Origin of the sequence: Nocardioides sp. URHA0020 (assembly GCF_000620705.1) — a bacterium.
Taxonomy (GTDB): domain Bacteria; phylum Actinomycetota; class Actinomycetes; order Propionibacteriales; family Nocardioidaceae; genus Nocardioides.
This window is the reverse complement of the sequence record NZ_KK211170.1, coordinates 358,649-376,383: the sequence shown is the minus strand read 5'-3', so window position 1 is coordinate 376,383 and position 17,735 is coordinate 358,649. Positions and strand designations below refer to the sequence as shown.

Here is a 17,735-nt window from a genome sequence, read left to right as displayed (position 1 = left end):
GCGCCCGTCGCTAGCGGCGCTTCCGGGGCTTCGCCTTGACCTTGGCGGTGGCCTTCGAGGTCGCCGAGGCCGACCGGTAGCCCGACCTGGTGCCGGTCACCCGGACCGAGATGCGCTGGCCCCGGTCCGCCTTCTTGAGGGTGTAGGTGCGAGCCCTGGCCCCCGCGATCGTCCTGCCGCTGCGGAGCCAGGCGTAGCTCAGCCGGACCCCCGCGGGCCTCCAGGCGCCGGGCTTAGCCGTGAGCCTCCTGCCCACCGTCGCGACCCCGGTGACCTTCGGCACGGCCGCCCGCACCGACGGCCGGTCGCAGGTGTAGACGGTGATGTCGTCGACGAACCACCCGACGTACGGCGTGACGCTGTTGGTGTTCATCGTGAACTGGGGCTTGACCGACGTCCCGGCGAACGAGGTCAGGTCGAGGCGGCTCGCGAGGTAGCCGCGGCTGTCCCCACCGAAGCCCAGCCGGCCGTTGGCCGGGTTGCCGCCACCGTTGATGGTCTGGGCCGGGCCGTTGACCCAGGGCAGCGCCGCCACGTCGACCGGTCCCGCGCCGTCAGCGGTGTTGTCGACCTCGACGGTGCCGCCTTCGTAGATGCCGGGCCCGTACTCGAGCAGGCGCCAGTGCTGGAAGAAGAGGTACGACGGCTGGCCGGCCGGCAGCCGGATGCCGCTCGCCGTCACCAGCGAGCTGGCCCCGGCCGTGCCCGGGGCGGCAGACGCCCAGGCGTCCGGGCCGCTGTGCGCCACCTGCCCCCACCCGGGGACGCCGTCGCGCGACCAGGTCGGTCCGGCGACGAACTTCGACGCCGGCCTGCCGGTCTCACTGCTGAAGAGCGTGCGCTTCACCCGGCCGGTCGGGCACGTGGAGCGAGCATCCGCCGGCTGCGGATTGTTGGTCGGCGTGAGGCGCAGCTGCGTGGCCAAGGTGCCTCGGTGCACGTCGGCACAGTCCGCGGCCGTGAAGCCGGCGGCCCCACCGGCGAGGAGGGCCTGGCAGCTCTGGTCCAGCACCGCCGCCTCGTCGGCGTAGTCGCTGCCGGACGTCAGGGTCTGGTCGACGAGGATCCAGAGCTTGGCGGACTTGGTCAGGTCGTCGTCGCCGGCGTCGATGCCGGTGATCGTCTGGCCGTTGAACGTCCCACCCTGGGAGATGAGGTAGAAGGTCTTGTTGCCGACTCCGGAGTTCTGGTGGACGCCGTCCTGGTCCGGGTAGCTCCCGGTCTCGGGCGCCTTGTAGAAGCTGCTCGACATGGCGTCCGGATCGCTGAACAGCGTCGGGTCCTCCGCGTTGCGCAGCCCGTTCGGGGCGAGGCCGGGGACGTCCTCGCCGAGCGCCCAGCTGGTGGCGGAGTCGCCCGCGGAGGGGTGTCGGTGGTCGATGATCTCGCCGATGATGTCGGAGATCGACTCGTTCATCGCCCCGGACTGGCCCCAGTAGAAGAGCCCGGAGTTGCGCTCGGTGAAGCCGTGGGTCATCTCGTGCCCGACGACGTCGTCGGCGCCGGCGTACCCCTGGCCGTAGAACATCTGCGAGCCGTTCCAGAACGCGTTCGCGTACGGGCAGGTGGTGCCGCTGTAGCACCAGTTCACCGTCGAGGCCAGCTTCTTGACCCCGCCGACGGTGATGCCGAGCAGCGAGGTCAGGTTGATCCCCGCCACCTGCTGGTAGACGTCCGAGGTGACCCCGCTCAGGTCGTACGCCGTGTTGACGTCGGCGACCCCGCTGGCACCGCCGCCCTCGACGCGGGCGAAGCCCGAGGTGCACGCAATGTCGCCGGCGCGCTGCACGTTGTTGTTGTCGCACACGACCCGGCCGGCGTGCGCGATCTCGTCGGTGTCCATCAGGACCGCACCGGTGCGGTCGTCGACGAGGATCTGACGGCGCTGGTCGGCGCCGCGGGAGACGTGGACCCGCCACACGGTCCGGTCCGGCAGGTCGGCGTCGCCGCCGATGAGGCCGGCATCGAGCAGCCAGCGGCCGTCGCTCACGACCGTGGCTCCGGCAGCGGCGCCGGTGCGCTCCGTGAACGCGGCCCGGGCCCGGCCGACGGCCGCAGCCTCGGTGACCGTCGAGTCCCCGACCGTGGTCGCATCCGTCGTCCGGGCCAGCACCGACGAGAGCTCGCGGTCGGCGTCCAGGCTGACGACGACCTGGCCGCCGAGCACCGGGACGCCGTCGACGGCCTGCTGGTACCTCGCCACGTCACCGGTCTCGGTCGCGTCGACCGCCGTGCGGGTGAGGTCGGCCGGACCGCCGGCGCGAGCGAAGGCGGCGCCGTACCGGGCCAGGGCCCGGTCGGCGGCCGCACCCGGCGACAGGGACGACGTCACCGCCGGGCTGTCCGCGTCGCTGGCTGCCGGCACGGCCGCGAACTCGACGGCACCCGAGGCGTCGCGGCGGAGCGTCACCGCTCCGTCGACATCCGCGTCCAACCGGGCCAGCGCGCGGTCCGCAGCATCGTCGGGGGCATCGCCGGGGGCAGCCGCCCGGGCGGTGGTCACCGGCGTACCGACGAGCAGGAGCGCTCCCGACAGCGCCACGACGGCAAGGCTTCTCGATCTGGTCACGGCACAGTCCTTCGTGAACAAAGGTGACCGAGCGGGTCGACCACCCTTCGAAGGCTAGGCACATGAAAGTGACCCCGACATCCCCCGTCCGGGGCATGTCGGGGTCACGAGGTGAGCGTCGTGGGCAGGCGCCTCAGAGGCCGGCGGCAGCCTTCAGCGCGTCGGCGCGGTCGGTGCGCTCCCAGGTGAACTCGGGCAGCTCGCGGCCGAAGTGGCCGTACGCCGCGGTCTTGGCGTAGATCGGACGCAGCAGGTCGAGGTCGCGGATGATCGCGGCCGGGCGCAGGTCGAAGACCTCGAGCACCGCCTCTTGGATCCGCTCGTCCGAGACGACGCCGGTGCCGAAGGTCTCGATGAAGACGCCGACCGGCTGGGCCTTGCCGATGGCGTAGGCGACCTGCGCCTCGCAGCGCCGGGCGAGGCCCGCGGCGACGACGTTCTTGGCCACCCAGCGCATGGCGTACGCCGCGGAGCGGTCCACCTTCGACGGGTCCTTGCCGGAGAAGGCGCCGCCACCGTGGCGGGCCATGCCGCCGTACGTGTCGACGATGATCTTGCGACCGGTCAGGCCGGCGTCGCCCATGGGGCCGCCGACGACGAAGCGGCCGGTCGGGTTGACCAGCAGGCGGTAGCCCTCGGACGGGATCTTGAACGCGTCGAGCACCGGGTCGATGACGTGCTTCTTGATGTCGGTCTCGAGGGCGTCGAGCTCGGTCTCCTCGGAGTGCTGCGTCGACAGCACGACCGTGTCCACGCGCACCGGGCGGTTGTCGGCGTCGTACTCGATGGTGACCTGGGTCTTGCCGTCGGGTCGCAGGTAGGGCAGCGTGCCGTCCTTGCGGACCGCGGTCAGCTGCTCGGCGAGCCGCTGCGCGATCACGATCGGCAGCGGCATCAGCACGTCGGTGTCGTCGCAGGCGTAGCCGAACATCAGGCCCTGGTCGCCCGCGCCCTGCTTGTCCATCGCGTCCACGGAGCCGGTGCGGCTCTCGTGGCCGGTGTCGACGCCCTGGGCGATGTCGCCGGACTGGCCGCCGATCGCGACCATGACGCCGCACGAGGCGCCGTCGAAGCCCTTGATGGAGGAGTCGTAGCCGATCTCGAGGATCCGCTCGCGCACCTTCTGCTTGATGTCGACGTAGCCGGTCGTGGTGACCTCACCGGCCACGACCACGAGACCGGTGGTCAGCAGCGTCTCGACTGCGACCCGGCTGTGGGGATCCTGCTCGAGCATCGCGTCGAGGACGGCGTCGCTGATCTGGTCCGCGATCTTGTCCGGGTGACCCTCGGTCACCGATTCCGACGTGAAGAGACGTCCGGTCACTGCTGCTCCTTGATGCGCGTGGGTGGTGCGAGACACCCTAACGGGGGTCCCGAATGCTGGTACGGCGGTCTCAGACTGTCAGTCGAGACGGCGGCGTACCTGGTCCCAGATGACGTGGGCGAGGGCGGCCTTGGAGCCGCGCGGCACGTCGAACGAGGCGCCGTCGGCGGCCAGGATGACGGCCTCGTTCTCGGGGCTGCCGAAGACCGCTCCCCCGCTGACGTCGTTGACGACCAGCAGGTCGCACCCCTTGCGTGCGAGCTTGGCGCGGGCCAGCTCGAGGACCGACCCGCTGTCGTCTCCGGTCTCGGCCGCGAAGCCCACCACGATCTGGCCGCTGCGGGCGCGGTCGGTGGAGATCTCGTGCAGGATGTCGGGGTTCTGCTGGAGCTCGATGGCGGCCGCCGATCCGTCGGCCGCCTTCTTGATCTTGGCGGCACTGACCTCCGTGGGGCGGAAGTCCGCCGGAGCCGCCGCCATCACGACGACGTCCGCGGCTGCTGCCGCGCTGACGACCTCCTGCCGCAACTGGGCGGTGGTCTCGACGCGCACGACCTTGACGCCCGCCGGGTCCGGGAGCGACACGTTGGCCGCGACCAGGGTCACCTCGGCACCGCGCGCGGCGGCCGCCCGCGCGAGCGCGTAGCCCTGGAGGCCCGAGGACCGGTTGCCGAGGAACCGGACGGGGTCGAGGTACTCGCGGGTGCCACCCGCCGAGACGACCACGGAGCGACCGTGGAGGTCGGTGAGGTGGGTCGTCGCGGCCGTCGAGGCCCGGGTGAGCACCTCCTGGCAGGTCGCGAAGATCTCCTCCGGCTCGGGCAGCCGACCCTTGCCGGTGTCCTTGCCGGTGAGCCGGCCCTCGGCCGGCTCGATCACCAGCACGCCGCGGGCGCGCAGCGTGGCGACGTTGGCCTGCGTGGCGGGGTGCTCCCACATCTCGGTGTGCATCGCCGGGGCGAAGACCACCGGACAGCGCGCCGTGAGCAGCGTGGTGGTGAGCAGGTCGTCGGCGAGGCCGTGCGCGGCCTTCGCCAGCAGGTCCGCCGTGGCGGGGGCGACCACGACCAGGTCGGCCTGCTGGCCGATCCGCACGTGGGGCACCTCGTGGACGGCCGACCAGACGTCGGTGGCCACCGGCTTGCCGGACAGCGCTGCCCAGGTCGGGGCGCCGACGAACTCGAGCGCGGCGGCGGTGGGTACGACGGTCACGTCGTGCCCGGACTCGGTGAGGCGTCGCAGCAGCTCGCAGGCCTTGTAGGCAGCGATCCCGCCGGACACCCCGAGAACGACACGTGGCCGCCTCCCGGGGGAAACGGCCACGTCGTGGGTCTCGGTCATCGACCGGTCAGGTCACTTGCCCGCGGCGAAGCCGGCCTCGGCGGCGGCCTGAGCGGCTGCCTCCTCGGCGGCGAGCTCGGCGGGGTCGATGTCCTCACAGACCAGCAGGTCGTCGTTGATCTCGCGGAGCGCGATCGAGAGGGGCTTCTCCTGCACGTGCGTGTCGACGAGCGGGCCGACGTACTCGAGGAGACCCTCCCCGAGCTGGGAGTAGTAGGCGTTGATCTGCCGAGCGCGCTTGGCGCTGAAGAGGACCAGCTTGTACTTGCTGTCGGTCTTGGTGAGCAGGTCGTCGATCGAGGGGTTGGTGACACCCTCACCGGCGATTTTCGGGGCAGACACGCAGAAGCCTCACAGAGTTGTTGGGGATTGCAGCATCAAGGCTACCAAGTCCTCGGCTGCAGCGTGAACTTCGTGGTTCACGATGGCCACGTCGAACTCCGCCTCGGCGGCCAGCTCCTCGCGCGCCGTGACCAGCCGGCGCTCGCGTTCCTCCTCCGTCTCGGTCCCCCGACCGACCAGTCGGCGGACCAGCTCGTCCCACGACGGCGGCTTGAGGAAGACGAACAGCGCCTCGGCCATCGTCTCCCGGACCTGCCGGGCGCCCTGGAGGTCGATCTCCAGCAGCGCCGAGCGGCCCTCGGCGAGCACCTGCTCGACCGGCTGGCGCGGCGTGCCGTAGCGCGCGGCCTTGTGCACGACCGCCCACTCCAGGAGGTCGCCCCGCTCGATCATGGCGTCGAACTGGTCGTCGTCCACGAACCAGTAGTGCACGCCGTCCTGCTCGCCGGGCCGCGGCGCCCGCGTGGTGGCGGAGACGGAGATCCAGACCTCGGGGTGGCTCCGGCGTACGTCGGCGGCGACGCTGCCCTTGCCCACGGCCGTCGGTCCGGCCAGGACGACGAGCCGCGATCGCCGCGTCTCGGGAGGTGCGGCAGCCGCGTCAGTCACGCGCGGCGAACTCCTTCTCGAGCGCGGCCACCTGCTTGGTGCCGAGACCCCGGACGCGACGGCTCTCGGCGATGCCGAGACGCTCCATCAGCTGCCGCGCGCGGACCTTGCCCAGACCGGGCATCGACTGCAGGAGGTCGACGACCCGCATCTTGCCGATGACCTCGTTGCGCTGGCCCTCCTCGAGCACGTCGGCGATCGAGGCGCCGGAGTTCTTCAGTCGGTTCTTGACCTCGGCCCGCTCTCTCCGGGAGGCGGCGGCCTTGTCGAGGGCCGCCTGACGCTGTTCAGGGGTGAGCGGGGGCAGAGCCACGAGCGCGGGTCCTTCGGGGTGGGAGGCGTGGAGCGGGGACGCAAGTGGTCAATCTAGTCAGAAGCGCGGACCGGCAGCAATCGACGTCCACGGCCGTGACCTGCGTGCCGGTCGGGGTCACCCGCGCTCCGACGGGCGGTGGGAGGTCCACGGTTCCCGGCCGGCATTTCGGTGGAGGACCCACCGCTGGCGCGGGGGCCGCCGGGTGGCGGTGGGCAATCCACGGAAGTGGGACGTCGAATCGGTGGAGGACCCACCGCCCACGCGCGGGCCGCCGGGTGGCGGTGGGCAATCCACGGAAGTGGGAGGGCGAATCGGTGGAGGACCCACCGCCCACGCGCGGGCCGCCAGATGGCGGTGGGCAATCCACCGAAGTGGGAGGGCGGATCGGTGGAGGAGCCACCGCCCACGCGCGGGTCCGGGAGGCGGCCCGCACCCGGCTAGAGCGACAGCGGGGTGTGGCAGACGTCTCGGGCCTCCTGGTCGAGGTCCTTGATCGCCCGGAGCGTCTCGGCGCCCCCCACCCGTGCGGCTGCGTCGTCGATGGCCTGCTTCTCCGTTGCGGTGAGGTCCGCGGGCGGGTGGTCCCGGTCGTACGACGAGGCGTCGACGTCAGCGTCATCGAGGGCCTTGCGGAGCGCCTCGACGCTGCTGGTCACCTGCTGCCACTCGTCGGCGACATCCTCCGGCGCCTGCTCGGCCAGGTCCTGGAAGATGTCGAGCGCCGTGAGCATCGCGTCCGGCCGGCCGCTGGAGACGATCTCGCTGAGGTCCTGCTGGTGGTCCTTCACCGCGTCGCAGTAGCCGTCCTGGTCCGACCCGCACGCGACCAGCAGCGGGAGCACCAGGGCCAGCACCACGACTCGCCTCACGCGCGCAGCTCGTCGTTCGTCCGGCGTACGGCGTCCCGCATCGCGGCCACGTCCGGCCCGAGCCGCAGCACCTCGCGCGAGGAACTGGCGAGCACCGCACCGGTGCCGCCGAAGATCCGGCGCAGGTCGGCGGTCGTGCCGCCCTGGGCGCCGTACCCCGGCGCGAGGATCGGACCGTTGATCGCGAAGTCCTCCGGGGAGTCCGCGATCGTCGCGCCGATGACGGCGCCGAAGGATCCCAGGGGCGACGCGTCGGCGTTGAGGCGACGCAGTTGGTCGAGCATCAGGCCGGCGACCGTGCCGCCGCCCTCCACGGTCGCGTGCTGGACCTCGGGGCCCTCCTTGTTGGAGGTGAGCGCGAGCACGAAGACCCCCGCCTCGTGGCGACGGGCCGTGTCGAAGATCGGGTCGAGCGACCCGAAGCCGAGGAAGGGGCTGACCGTGATCGCGTCGGAGGCCAGCGGCGAGGTTGGGTCGAGGTAGGCGTCGGCGTACGCCTGGCTGGTCGAGCCGATGTCGCCGCGCTTGACGTCCAGCAGCACGAGGGCACCGGCGGCGCGGGAGTCCGCGATCACCCGCTCGAGCACCGCGATCCCCCGGCTGCCGAAGCGCTCGTAGAACGCCGACTGCGGCTTCACGACCGAGACGTACGGCGCCACCGCCTCCACGGCCGTCAGCGCGAACCGCTCCAGCCCCGCGACGTCGTCGTCGAGGCCCCAGTCGGCGAGCAGGGCGGCGTGCGGGTCGATGCCGACGCAGAACGAGCCGCGGTCGTCGATCGCCGCGTGCAGGCGGGCTCCGAAAGTCATACCTGACAGTTCCTCTCTTCGGCCCCGCGAGGGGCGTTGCTGAACCTACGATGCCGCGGGTGGAACGCCAGTCCTTTCGTGATCGTGTCGACACCCGCATCGCCACCCAGCTCGACCGCAGGCTGGTCGACCGGCTGGTCGACGGCGGCGGCAGGTCGCGACGCATGGCGCGGGCGGGCTCGTTCGTGATGGCCACGGCGGTGCACGTGGCGACCTTCGCCCTGGTGGCGCTCGGGGTGGGACTGGTGCTGCTCGGCGACAACTGGGTGCAGCGCGCGCTGGGCATCGTGGTCCTGCTGCCGCCCGGCGTCCTCCTGCTCCCCCGCCGGTCCGAGGACGCCGTCGAGCTGGTCGTCGACCCGCAGGCGGCCCCACGCCTCACCGCGCTGCTGGCCGAGCTCGCGGCGGCGCTGCGCACGGAGCCGCCGACGTACGTCGCGATCTGCGGCGACATCAACGCGTACGCCGAGCGCCGCGGGCTGCGCCAGCGCCGCCTGGTCGTCGGCGCACCGCTGTGGGCGGCGCTGAGCCACCAGGGACGGATCGCCCTGCTGGGCCACGAGCTCGGGCACTTCTCGAACCGCGACGTCGTGCACGGCCGCTACGTGTGGTGGGCGATCCGGACCCTCGCCCGCTGGATCGAGCTGGTCACCCCCGACGGCCTGGTCAGTACCGAGGGGAGGACCCCCGTCTTCGCGACCATCGTCACGGCGCCGGTCCGGCTGCCGCTCGTCGGCTACCTGGAGCTCGTGTGGAAGGTGAACGCAGCCGCCTCGCGGCACGACGAGCTGCGGGCCGACGCCGCCTCCTCCGCCCTGGCCGGCACGCCGGGGGCGCTGGAGTCCTTGGAGACGATCCTCCTGGCGGACGTCATCGACGTCGCCGCCAACCGGGCCGCGGTCGATCCGCAGCGTCCCGACCTGGCGGTCGAGATCAGGAGCCGGATCGCCGGCGTGAGCGAGACCGCCCGACGCGCCATTCCCCACGGCAACGACACGAGCAGCGTCGACCGGACGCATCCCTCGACCGCCGACCGGCTGCGGCTCCAGGAGTCCCTCCCTGCGGTCTCCCCCCTGGTGCACCTCGACGACGCGGAGTGGTCCGCCATCGATGCCGAGCTGCGCCCGATGATGGACGCGGCGTTGAAGCGGATGGCCGACGACTACCGCTTCACCCGGTGAGCCGGCCCGACTGATCACCCCGAGACGCCTCGGACGATCCGGCGCGGCCACAGCGGGCCCTCGTAGATGAACGCCGTGTAGCCCTGCAGCAGGGTGGCGCCGGCGTCGAGCCGGGCCCGGGCGTCCTCGACGGTGGTGATGCCACCGACGCCGATCAGGGTCAGGTCCGGGCCGACGCGACCGCGCAGGAGTCGCAGCACCTCGAGGGAGCGCTCGGTGAGCGGGCGCCCGGAGAGGCCGCCGGCACCGACCGCCTCGACCTGTGCGTCGGGAGTGCGCAGACCCGCCCGCGAGATGGTCGTGTTGGTCGCGATGATCCCGTCGAGACCGATCGCGAGCGCCATGTCGGCCACGCCGAGCACGTCGTCGTCGGCGAGGTCGGGCGCGATCTTCACCAGCAGCGGCACCCGGCGCCCGGTCGACGCGGCGTCCGCCGTGCGCCGCACGTGCTCGAGCAGCGGCTGCAGCTTCTCAACCGCCTGGAGGTTGCGCAGGCCGGGGGTGTTGGGCGAGCTGACGTTGACGACGAGGTAGTCGGCGTACGGCGTGAGCAGGCGGGCGCTCTTCTCGTAGTCCGCCTCGACCGCGGCCTGGTCGTCGTCGGGGACGACCTTGGTCTTGCCGATGTTGACCCCGAGGACCGGGCCCGGCCGGCGCCCCCGCGCCTCGAGCCGGGCTGCCACGACCTCGGCGCCGTCGTTGTTGAAGCCCATCCGGTTGACGACGGCGCGGTCCCCGGGCAGCCGGAAGAGCCGCGGCGTCGGGTTGCCGGGCTGGCCCTCCCCGGTCACCGTGCCGATCTCCACGTGCCCGAAGCCGAGTGCGCCCAGGGCGTCGATCCCGACGGCGTTCTTGTCGAACCCGGCGGCGAGGCCCAGGACGTTGGGGAAGGTGAGCCCCAGGGCCGACACCGGCGCCCCCGGCGCACGACGCAGGCCGGTCACCGGCCGGGCCGCCCGGATCGCCCGGAAGCCGGCGTGGTGCGCCTTCTCCGGGTCGGACCGGGTCAGGACGTGGTCGAAGAGCGCCCGGTACATCAGCGGCGGGCCCAGTCCTGCAGCGAGCGCACGCCGATCTCCCCGCGCTCCAGCGCCTCGATGCCCTGCACCGCGGCGCCGAGCCCCTGGACGGTCGTGATGCACGGGATGTTGGCCATGATCGCCGCGGTGCGGATCTCGTAGCCGTCGAGCCGCGCGGACGAGCCGCTCGCCGAGCCGTTGGGCGTGTTGATGACGAGCTGGATGTCACCGTCGAGGATCAGCTGGACGGTGGTCTTCTCGCCGTTGGGTCCCTCGCCCTCGTAGTGCTTGCGCACCACCGTCGCCTGCACGCCGTTGCGGCGCAGCACCTCCGCGGTGCCCTGGGTGGCGAGGATCTCGAAGCCGTGGTCGGCGAGCACCTTGATCGGGAAGATCATGTGCCGCTTGTCGCGGTTGGCCATGCTCACGAAGACCTTGCCGCTGGTGGGCAGCGGGCCGAACGCACCGGCCTGGGCCTTGGCGAAGGCCGAGCCGAAGTCGGCGTCGAAGCCCATGACCTCACCGGTCGACTTCATCTCCGGCCCGAGCACGGTGTCGACCTGCTTGCCGTCGGGGCTGCGGAACCGGTTGAAGGGCATCACGGCCTCCTTCACCGCGATCGGCTGGTCGGCGGGCAGCGTGCCGCCGTCACCGGTCATCGGGAGCACGCCCGCGGCCCGCAGCTCGGCGATCGACTCCCCCAGCATCACCCGCGCCGCCGCCTTGGCGAGCGGCGTGGCCGTCGCCTTGGACACGAACGGCACGGTCCGGCTGGCCCGCGGGTTGGCCTCCAGGACGTAGAGCACGTCGGAGCCCAGCGCGAACTGGATGTTGAGCAGCCCGTGCACGCCGACGCCGCGGGCGATCGCCTCGGTCGCGGTCCGGATCCGGTCGATCTCGGCCTTGCCCAGCGTGATCGGGGGCAGCGCGCACGACGAGTCGCCGGAGTGGATGCCGGCCTCCTCGATGTGCTCCATGACGCCGCCGAGGAAGAGCTCCTCGCCGTCGTAGAGCGCGTCCACGTCGATCTCGACCGCGTCGTCGATGAACCGGTCGACGAGCACCGGGTGCGCCGGGCCGATCTCGGTGGAGCGCCCGATGTAGCCCTCCAGGGCGGCGTCGTCGTAGACGATCTCCATGCCGCGCCCACCCAGGACGTACGACGGCCGCACCATCACGGGGTAGCCGATCTCGGCCGCGATCCGGTGGGCGTCGGGGAAGCTGGTCGCCATGCCGTACTTCGGGGCCGGCAGCACGGCGTCGGCGAGCACCCGCCCGAAGGCACCGCGCTCCTCGGCCAGGTGGATCGCCTCGGGCGACGTGCCCAGGATCGTGACGCCGTTGTCCTTGAGCCCCTGCGCGAGACCCAGCGGGGTCTGGCCGCCGAGCTGGCAGATCACGCCCAGGACCGGACCGGCCTGCTCCTCCGCGTGCACGACCTCGAGGACGTCCTCGAGCGTGAGCGGCTCGAAGTAGAGCCGGTCGGAGGTGTCGTAGTCCGTCGAGACCGTCTCCGGGTTGCAGTTGACCATGATGGTCTCGTAGCCGGCCTCGGAGAGCGTCAGCGCGGCGTGGACGCACGAGTAGTCGAACTCGATGCCCTGGCCGATCCGGTTGGGACCCGACCCGAGAATGATCACGGCCGGCCTCTCCCGCGGGGCGACCTCGGACTCCTCGTCGTACGACGAGTAGTGGTACGGCGTCGCCGCGGCGAACTCGGCCGCGCAGGTGTCGACGGTCTTGTAGACCGGGCGGATGCCCAGTGCGTGCCGCACCCCGCGCACGACGTCGGCGCTCATGCCGCGGATCTTGCCGATCTGCACGTCGGAGAAGCCGTGGCGCTTGGCCTTGCGCAGCAGCTCGGGCGTGAGCTCCGGGGCGGCGGTGACCTCCTCCGCGATCTCGTTGATCAGCAGCAGCTGGTCGACGTACCAGGGGTCGATCTTGGTGTGGTCGAAGACCTCGTCGGCCGTGGCACCGGCCCGCAGCGCGTCCATGACCTTCTTGAGGCGCCCGTCGTGCGGCACCTCGATCTCGGCCAGCAGCGCGTCCTTGTCGAGCTCGACCCACTCCTGGTGCCAGTCGAAGGCGGCGTCCTTGGACTCCAGGGAGCGCAGCGCCTTCTGCAGCGCCTCGGTGAAGTTGCGCCCGATCGCCATCGCCTCGCCGACCGACTTCATGTGGGTCGTCAGCCGCGGGTCGGCGCCGGGGAACTTCTCGAAGGCGAACCGCGGGACCTTCACGACGACGTAGTCGAGCGTCGGCTCGAACGCGGCCGGGGTGCTCGACCCGTCGGAGCGCATGGTGATGTCGTTCGGGATCTCGTCGAGCGTGTAGCCGATCGCCACCTTGGCCGCGATCTTCGCGATGGGGAAGCCGGTCGCCTTGGAGGCGAGCGCGGAGGAGCGCGACACCCGGGGGTTCATCTCGATCACGATGACGCGACCGTCGGCGGGGTTGACGGCGTACTGGATGTTGCAGCCGCCGGTGTCGACGCCGACCTCACGGATGATCCCGATGGCCAGGTCGCGCAGGTGCTGGTACTCCCGGTCGGTCAGCGTCATCGCCGGCGCCACCGTGATCGAGTCACCGGTGTGCACGCCCATCGGGTCGAGGTTCTCGATCGAGCAGATGATGACGACGTTGTCGGCCTTGTCGCGCATCACCTCCAGCTCGTACTCCTTCCACCCGATGATCGACTCTTCGATGAGGACCTCGGTCGTGGGGCTGGCCGAGAGCCCGGCGCCGGCGATGCGCGCGAGGTCGTCCTCGCTGTAGGCGATGCCGGAGCCGGTGCCGCCCATGGTGAAGGACGGGCGCACCACGACCGGGTAGCCCAGCTCGGCGACGGCCTTCTCGCAGTCGTCGAGGGTGTGGCACACGAAGCTGCGGGCGACCTCGCCGCCGACCTTGTCGACGATCGCGTTGAAGAGCTGACGGTTCTCACCGCGGTGGATGGCGTCGAAGCTGGCGCCGATCATCTCCACGCCGTACTTCTCCAGCACGCCGTTCTCGTGCAGCGCGATGGCCGCGTTGAGGGCGGTCTGGCCGCCGAGCGTCGGCAGCAGCGCGTCGGGACGCTCCTTGGCGATCACCTTCTCGACGAAGTCGGGCGTGATCGGCTCGATGTACGTCGCGTCGGCGAACTCCGGGTCGGTCATGATCGTGGCCGGGTTGGAGTTGACCAGGATGACCCGGATGCCCTCGGCCTTGAGCACCCGGCAGGCCTGGGTGCCGGAGTAGTCGAACTCGCAGGCCTGGCCGATGATGATCGGCCCGGAGCCGATCACCATGACCGACTTGATGTCCTCGCGCTTCGGCATCAGACGGTGCCCTCCATGAGCTGAACGAACCGGTCGAAGAGGTACGCCGCGTCGTGCGGGCCGGCGGCGGCCTCGGGGTGGTACTGGACGGAGAAGCCCTTCAGCCGGCCCGGCTCGCTGGCCGAGCCGGTCGGGGCCCGCAGCTCGAGGCCCTCCACGACGTCGTCGTTGAGGCAGACGTGGCTGACGCTGGCCTCGCCGTACGGCGTGCTCGTGGTGCCCTCGAGCGGGGCGTCGACCGCGAAGCCGTGGTTGTGCGCGGTCACCTCGACCTTGCCGGTGGTGCGGTCCATGACCGGCTGGTTGATGCCGCGGTGGCCGTACTTCAGCTTGAACGTGCCGAAGCCGAGCGCGCGGCCGAAGAGCTGGTTGCCGAAGCAGATGCCGAAGTACGGCAGCTCGTCGGCGAGCGCGCCCTGGAGCACCTCGATCTGGTGCGTGGTCGCGGCCGGGTCGCCGGGTCCGTTGGAGTAGAACAGCCCGTCGGGGCCGACCGCCCTGATGTCGTCGATCGTCGCGGTCGCCGGGAGCACGTGCACCTCGATCCCCCGCTCGGCCATCCGGTAGGGCGTCATCGTCTTGATGCCGAGGTCGAGGGCCGCGACGGTGAAGCGCTTCTCGCCGTGGGCGGGGACGACGTACGCCGCCGCGGTCGACACCTCGCTGGACAGCTCGGAGCCGGCCATCTCGCCGGACGCGAGCACCCGCTCCAGAAGCGCGGCCGGGTCGGTCTCGGTCGAGGAGATGCCGACGCGCATCGCACCGCGCTCGCGCAGGTGCCGGGTCAGCGCCCGGGTGTCGATGCCGGAGATCCCGACGACCCCCTGGGTGCGCAGCTCGTCGTCGAGGCTGCGCTGCGCGCGCCAGCTGGACACCCGACGGGCGGGGTCGCGCACGACGTACCCGGCCACCCAGATCCGCGAGGACTCCTGGTCCTCGTCGTTGACGCCCGTGTTGCCGATGTGCGGGGCTGTCATGACGACCACCTGGCGGTGGTACGACGGATCGGTCAGCGTCTCCTGGTAGCCGGTCATGCCGGTGTTGAAGACCGCCTCGCCGAAGGTCTCGCCCTCGGCGCCGTACGCCTCGCCGGTGAAGGTGCGCCCGTCCTCCAGGACGAGGATCGCGGCGGCCATCAGGCGAGCTTCCCGTCGAGCACGGTGGGCCTGCCCCGCAGGAACGTCGCGACCACGCGGCCGGGCAGCTCCATCCCGCGGTACGGCGTGTTGCGGCTCAGGCTCGCCGACTCCGTCGGGTCGACGTTCCGGGTCGCCGCCGGGTCGTAGAGCACGATGTTGGCCGCCGCTCCGACCTGGATCGGCTGCCCGTGGTCGGTGGCGCGGCCGATCCGGGCCGGGGCGTAGGACATCCGCTCGGCGACACCGGCCCAGTCGAGCAGACCGGCGTCGACCATGGTGTGCTGCACGATCGACAGCGCGGTCTCGAGGCCGAGCATCCCGAAGGCGGCCGCCGCCCACTCGCAGTCCTTGTCCTCGTGGGGGTGCGGCGCGTGGTCGGTGGCGACGATGTCGATGGTGCCGTCGGCCAGTCCCGCACGGAGCGCCTCGACGTCGCTCTGCGAGCGCAGCGGCGGGTTGACCTTGTAGATCGGGTCGTACGTCGCGGCCAGCTCGTCGGTGAGCAGCAGGTGGTGCGGGCAGGCCTCGGCGGTCACGGCCCAGCCCTTGCTCTTGGCCCAGCGCACGATCTCGACCGAGCCGGCGGTGGAGACGTGGCAGACGTGCAGGCGCGAGCCGACGTGCGCGGCGAGCAGGCAGTCACGGGCGATGATCGCCTCCTCGGCGACCGCGGGCCAGCCGGCCAGCCCGAGACGCCCGGAGAGCTCGCCCTCGTTCATCTGCGCGCCCTCGGTCAGCCGTGGCTCCTGGGCGTGCTGGGCGATCACGCCGTCGAACGCCTTGACGTACTCGAGCGCGCGGCGCATCAGGACCGCGTCGCTCACGCACTTGCCGTCGTCGGAGAAGACCCGGACGCCGGCGGCCGAGTCGGCCATCGCGCCCAGCTCGGCGAGGCGCTCGCCGCCCAGCCCGACGGTGACGGCGCCGACCGGGTAGACGTCGCAGTGCCCGGCCTCGCGACCGAGCCGCCAGACCTGCTCGACGACGCCGGCGGTGTCGGCCACCGGCTCGGTGTTGGCCATCGCGAAGACGGCCGTGAAGCCGCCCAGCGCCGCGGCCCGGGTGCCGGAGTCGACCGTCTCGGCGTCCTCGCGGCCCGGCTCGCGCAGGTGCGTGTGCAGGTCCACCAGGCCGGGCAGGGCGACCAGCCCGGTGCCGTCGACCTCGACGACCTCCTGGTGGGCGCCCTCCTCCGGCCGGACGCCGATGCCCCAGACGGCGCCGTTGGCGATCACCAGGTCGGTCGGGTCGCCGTCGAGGATCCGGACTCCGCGGACCCAGTAGGCGGTGGTGCTGGTCATTCGGTCTCTCCGATCGAGGGCTCGGACCCACCGAGCAGCAGGTACAGGACGGCCATCCGCACGGCGACGCCGTTGGTGACCTGTTCGACGATCACCGAGCGGTCGCTGTCGGCGACGTCCGCGGTGATCTCCATCCCCCGGACCATCGGGCCGGGGTGCATCACGATCGTGTGGTCCTGGAGCATCGCCATCCGCTTGCCGTCGAGGCCGTAGCGGCGTGAGTACTCCCGCGCGGTCGGGAAGAACCCGCCGTGCATCCGCTCGCGCTGGACCCGCAGCATCATCACGGCGTCCGCCTTGGGCAGCACCGAGTCCAGGTCGTACGACGTCTCGACCGGCCAGCCCTCGATGCCGACCGGCAGCAGGGTCGGCGGCGCGACCAGGGTCACCTCGGCGCCGAGGGTGCGCAGCAGCAGCGCGTTGGAGCGCGCCACCCGGCTGTGCAGGACGTCGCCGACGATCGCCACCTTGCGCCCCTCGAGACCGCCCGGCCTCGACTCGCCCAGGTGCTTCCACATCGTGAACGCGTCGAGCAGCGCCTGCGTCGGGTGCTCGTGGGTGCCGTCGCCGGCGTTGACGACGCTGGAGCGGACCCAGCCGGAGTGCGCCAGCAGGTGCGGCGCGCCGCTGGACCCGTGGCGCACGACGACCGCGTCGGCGCCCATGGCCTCCAGGGTGAGGGCGGTGTCCTTGAGGCTCTCGCCCTTGGACAGGCTCGAGCCCTTGGCGGAGAAGTTGATGACGTCCGCGCTGAGCCGCTTGGCGGCCGCCTCGAAGGAGATCCGGGTGCGGGTCGAGTCCTCGAAGAAGAGGTTGACCACGGTGCGGCCGCGCAGCGCGGGCAGCTTCTTGATCGGCCGGTCCGCCAGGGACCGCATCTCGTCGGCGGTCGTGAGGACCAGCTCGGCATCGTCGCGGCTCAGGTCGGCCGCGCTGAGGAGGTGGCGCTTCACGACTGCCCCACCACTCCCTGGATCGTGACGGCGTCGGTGTCGTCGACGCCGGCCAGGGTGACCCTGACCCGCTCGACCAGCGAGGTCGGCAGGTTCTTGCCGACGAAGTCGGCGCGGATCGGCAGCTCACGGTGGCCGCGGTCGACCAGCACCGCGAGTCGCACCGCCTTGGGCCGGCCGATGTCGTTGAGGGCGTCGAGCGCGGCCCGGATGGTGCGCCCGGAGAAGAGCACGTCGTCGACCAGGACGACCACCTTGCCGTCGATGCCACCGGCGGGGATCTGCGTCGGGAGCAGCGCCCGCGCGGGCTTCATCCGCAGGTCGTCGCGGTACATCGTCACGTCGACTGAGCCGACCGGGACGTCGTACCCCTCCACGGCGGCCATCCGCTCGGCGATCCGCTGGGCGAGAGGCACGCCGCGGCTGGGGATGCCGAGGAGGACCAGGTCCCCCGCCCCGCGGTTGCGCTCGAGGATCTCGTGGGAGATCCGAGTCAGGGCCCGGGTGATGTCACGGGCATCGAGGACGACGCGGCCGTCACTCGCAGGTTCGGGGGCAGGCTGAGCACACACCAGTGCTGAGACCTCCTTCTCCGCCTCACGGGACGGCTCGTTAAAGGATGTCGATCGGGAGTCACCCT

General features: G+C 71.7%; 15 protein-coding genes. 1 reads left to right on the top strand and 14 read right to left on the bottom strand.

Going from position 1 to position 17,735, the window contains the following annotated elements:
* Positions 1–10: 10 nt before the first annotated feature.
* From N542_RS26820 to pyrF, 8 genes are all read right to left on the bottom strand, one after another.
* Entirely contained in the window at positions 11–2,569 is a 2,559-nt protein-coding gene (locus N542_RS26820) for a M4 family metallopeptidase (protein ID WP_197026027.1), read from the bottom strand.
* 133 nt (positions 2,570–2,702) lie between these two features.
* Entirely contained in the window at positions 2,703–3,893 is a 1,191-nt protein-coding gene (metK, locus tag N542_RS0119160; RefSeq protein WP_028645311.1) for a methionine adenosyltransferase, read from the bottom strand.
* A gap of 78 nt (positions 3,894–3,971) precedes the next feature.
* Positions 3,972–5,234 carry a bifunctional phosphopantothenoylcysteine decarboxylase/phosphopantothenate--cysteine ligase CoaBC gene (gene coaBC, locus N542_RS0119155; RefSeq protein WP_051552062.1) on the bottom strand — a complete coding sequence of 421 codons (1,263 nt, stop codon included), beginning with the start codon at positions 5,232–5,234 and terminating at the stop codon, positions 3,972–3,974.
* 12 nt (positions 5,235–5,246) lie between these two features.
* A complete protein-coding gene (gene rpoZ, locus N542_RS0119150) occupies positions 5,247–5,576 on the bottom strand; it encodes a DNA-directed RNA polymerase subunit omega (RefSeq protein WP_028645309.1) in 330 nt (109 codons plus the stop codon).
* 9 nt (positions 5,577–5,585) lie between these two features.
* Complete coding sequence (gene gmk / locus N542_RS0119145; RefSeq protein WP_028645308.1) at positions 5,586–6,185, bottom strand: guanylate kinase; 600 nt, start codon at positions 6,183–6,185, stop codon at positions 5,586–5,588.
* The gene (gene mihF, locus N542_RS0119140; RefSeq protein ID WP_028645307.1) at positions 6,178–6,498 is read right to left on the bottom strand and encodes an integration host factor, actinobacterial type; all 321 of its coding nucleotides are present in this window, start codon (positions 6,496–6,498) and stop codon (positions 6,178–6,180) included. The genes gmk and mihF overlap by 8 nt, the downstream gene beginning before the upstream one ends.
* Positions 6,499–6,938: 440 nt before the next feature.
* Positions 6,939–7,370 (bottom strand): hypothetical protein, encoded by a 432-nt coding sequence (locus tag N542_RS0119135; RefSeq protein WP_155993221.1) that lies wholly within the window; start codon positions 7,368–7,370, stop codon positions 6,939–6,941.
* Positions 7,367–8,179 (bottom strand): orotidine-5'-phosphate decarboxylase, encoded by an 813-nt coding sequence (pyrF, locus tag N542_RS0119130; RefSeq protein WP_028645305.1) that lies wholly within the window; start codon positions 8,177–8,179, stop codon positions 7,367–7,369. The genes N542_RS0119135 and pyrF overlap by 4 nt, the downstream gene beginning before the upstream one ends.
* A 59-nt stretch (positions 8,180–8,238) precedes the next feature.
* On the opposite strand from pyrF, the gene N542_RS26815 reads away from it, so the two are divergent.
* Positions 8,239–9,360, top strand: coding sequence for a M48 family metallopeptidase (locus tag N542_RS26815; protein ID WP_028645304.1), 1,122 nt, complete (start codon positions 8,239–8,241; stop codon positions 9,358–9,360).
* Positions 9,361–9,374: 14 nt separating this feature from the next.
* On the opposite strand, the gene N542_RS0119120 is transcribed toward N542_RS26815, so the two are convergent.
* The 6 genes from N542_RS0119120 to pyrR are packed head-to-tail and all read right to left on the bottom strand — an operon-like array spanning position 9,375 to position 17,667.
* Positions 9,375–10,397: a quinone-dependent dihydroorotate dehydrogenase gene (locus tag N542_RS0119120; protein ID WP_028645303.1), complete on the bottom strand. Its 1,023-nt coding sequence runs from the start codon at positions 10,395–10,397 to the stop codon at positions 9,375–9,377.
* On the bottom strand, positions 10,397–13,702 hold the full coding sequence (gene carB / locus N542_RS0119115) for a carbamoyl-phosphate synthase large subunit (protein WP_028645302.1): 3,306 nt from the start codon (positions 13,700–13,702) through the stop codon (positions 10,397–10,399). The genes N542_RS0119120 and carB overlap by 1 nt, the downstream gene beginning before the upstream one ends.
* Entirely contained in the window at positions 13,702–14,838 is a 1,137-nt protein-coding gene (carA, locus tag N542_RS0119110; RefSeq protein ID WP_028645301.1) for a glutamine-hydrolyzing carbamoyl-phosphate synthase small subunit, read from the bottom strand. The genes carB and carA overlap by 1 nt, the downstream gene beginning before the upstream one ends.
* Complete coding sequence (locus N542_RS0119105; RefSeq protein ID WP_028645300.1) at positions 14,838–16,142, bottom strand: dihydroorotase; 1,305 nt, start codon at positions 16,140–16,142, stop codon at positions 14,838–14,840. The genes carA and N542_RS0119105 overlap by 1 nt, the downstream gene beginning before the upstream one ends.
* A complete protein-coding gene (locus N542_RS0119100) occupies positions 16,139–17,095 on the bottom strand; it encodes an aspartate carbamoyltransferase catalytic subunit (protein ID WP_028645299.1) in 957 nt (318 codons plus the stop codon). The genes N542_RS0119105 and N542_RS0119100 overlap by 4 nt, the downstream gene beginning before the upstream one ends.
* Positions 17,092–17,667 carry a bifunctional pyr operon transcriptional regulator/uracil phosphoribosyltransferase PyrR gene (pyrR, locus tag N542_RS25650; RefSeq protein WP_036508750.1) on the bottom strand — a complete coding sequence of 192 codons (576 nt, stop codon included), beginning with the start codon at positions 17,665–17,667 and terminating at the stop codon, positions 17,092–17,094. The genes N542_RS0119100 and pyrR overlap by 4 nt, the downstream gene beginning before the upstream one ends.
* Positions 17,668–17,735: the final 68 nt, after the last annotated feature.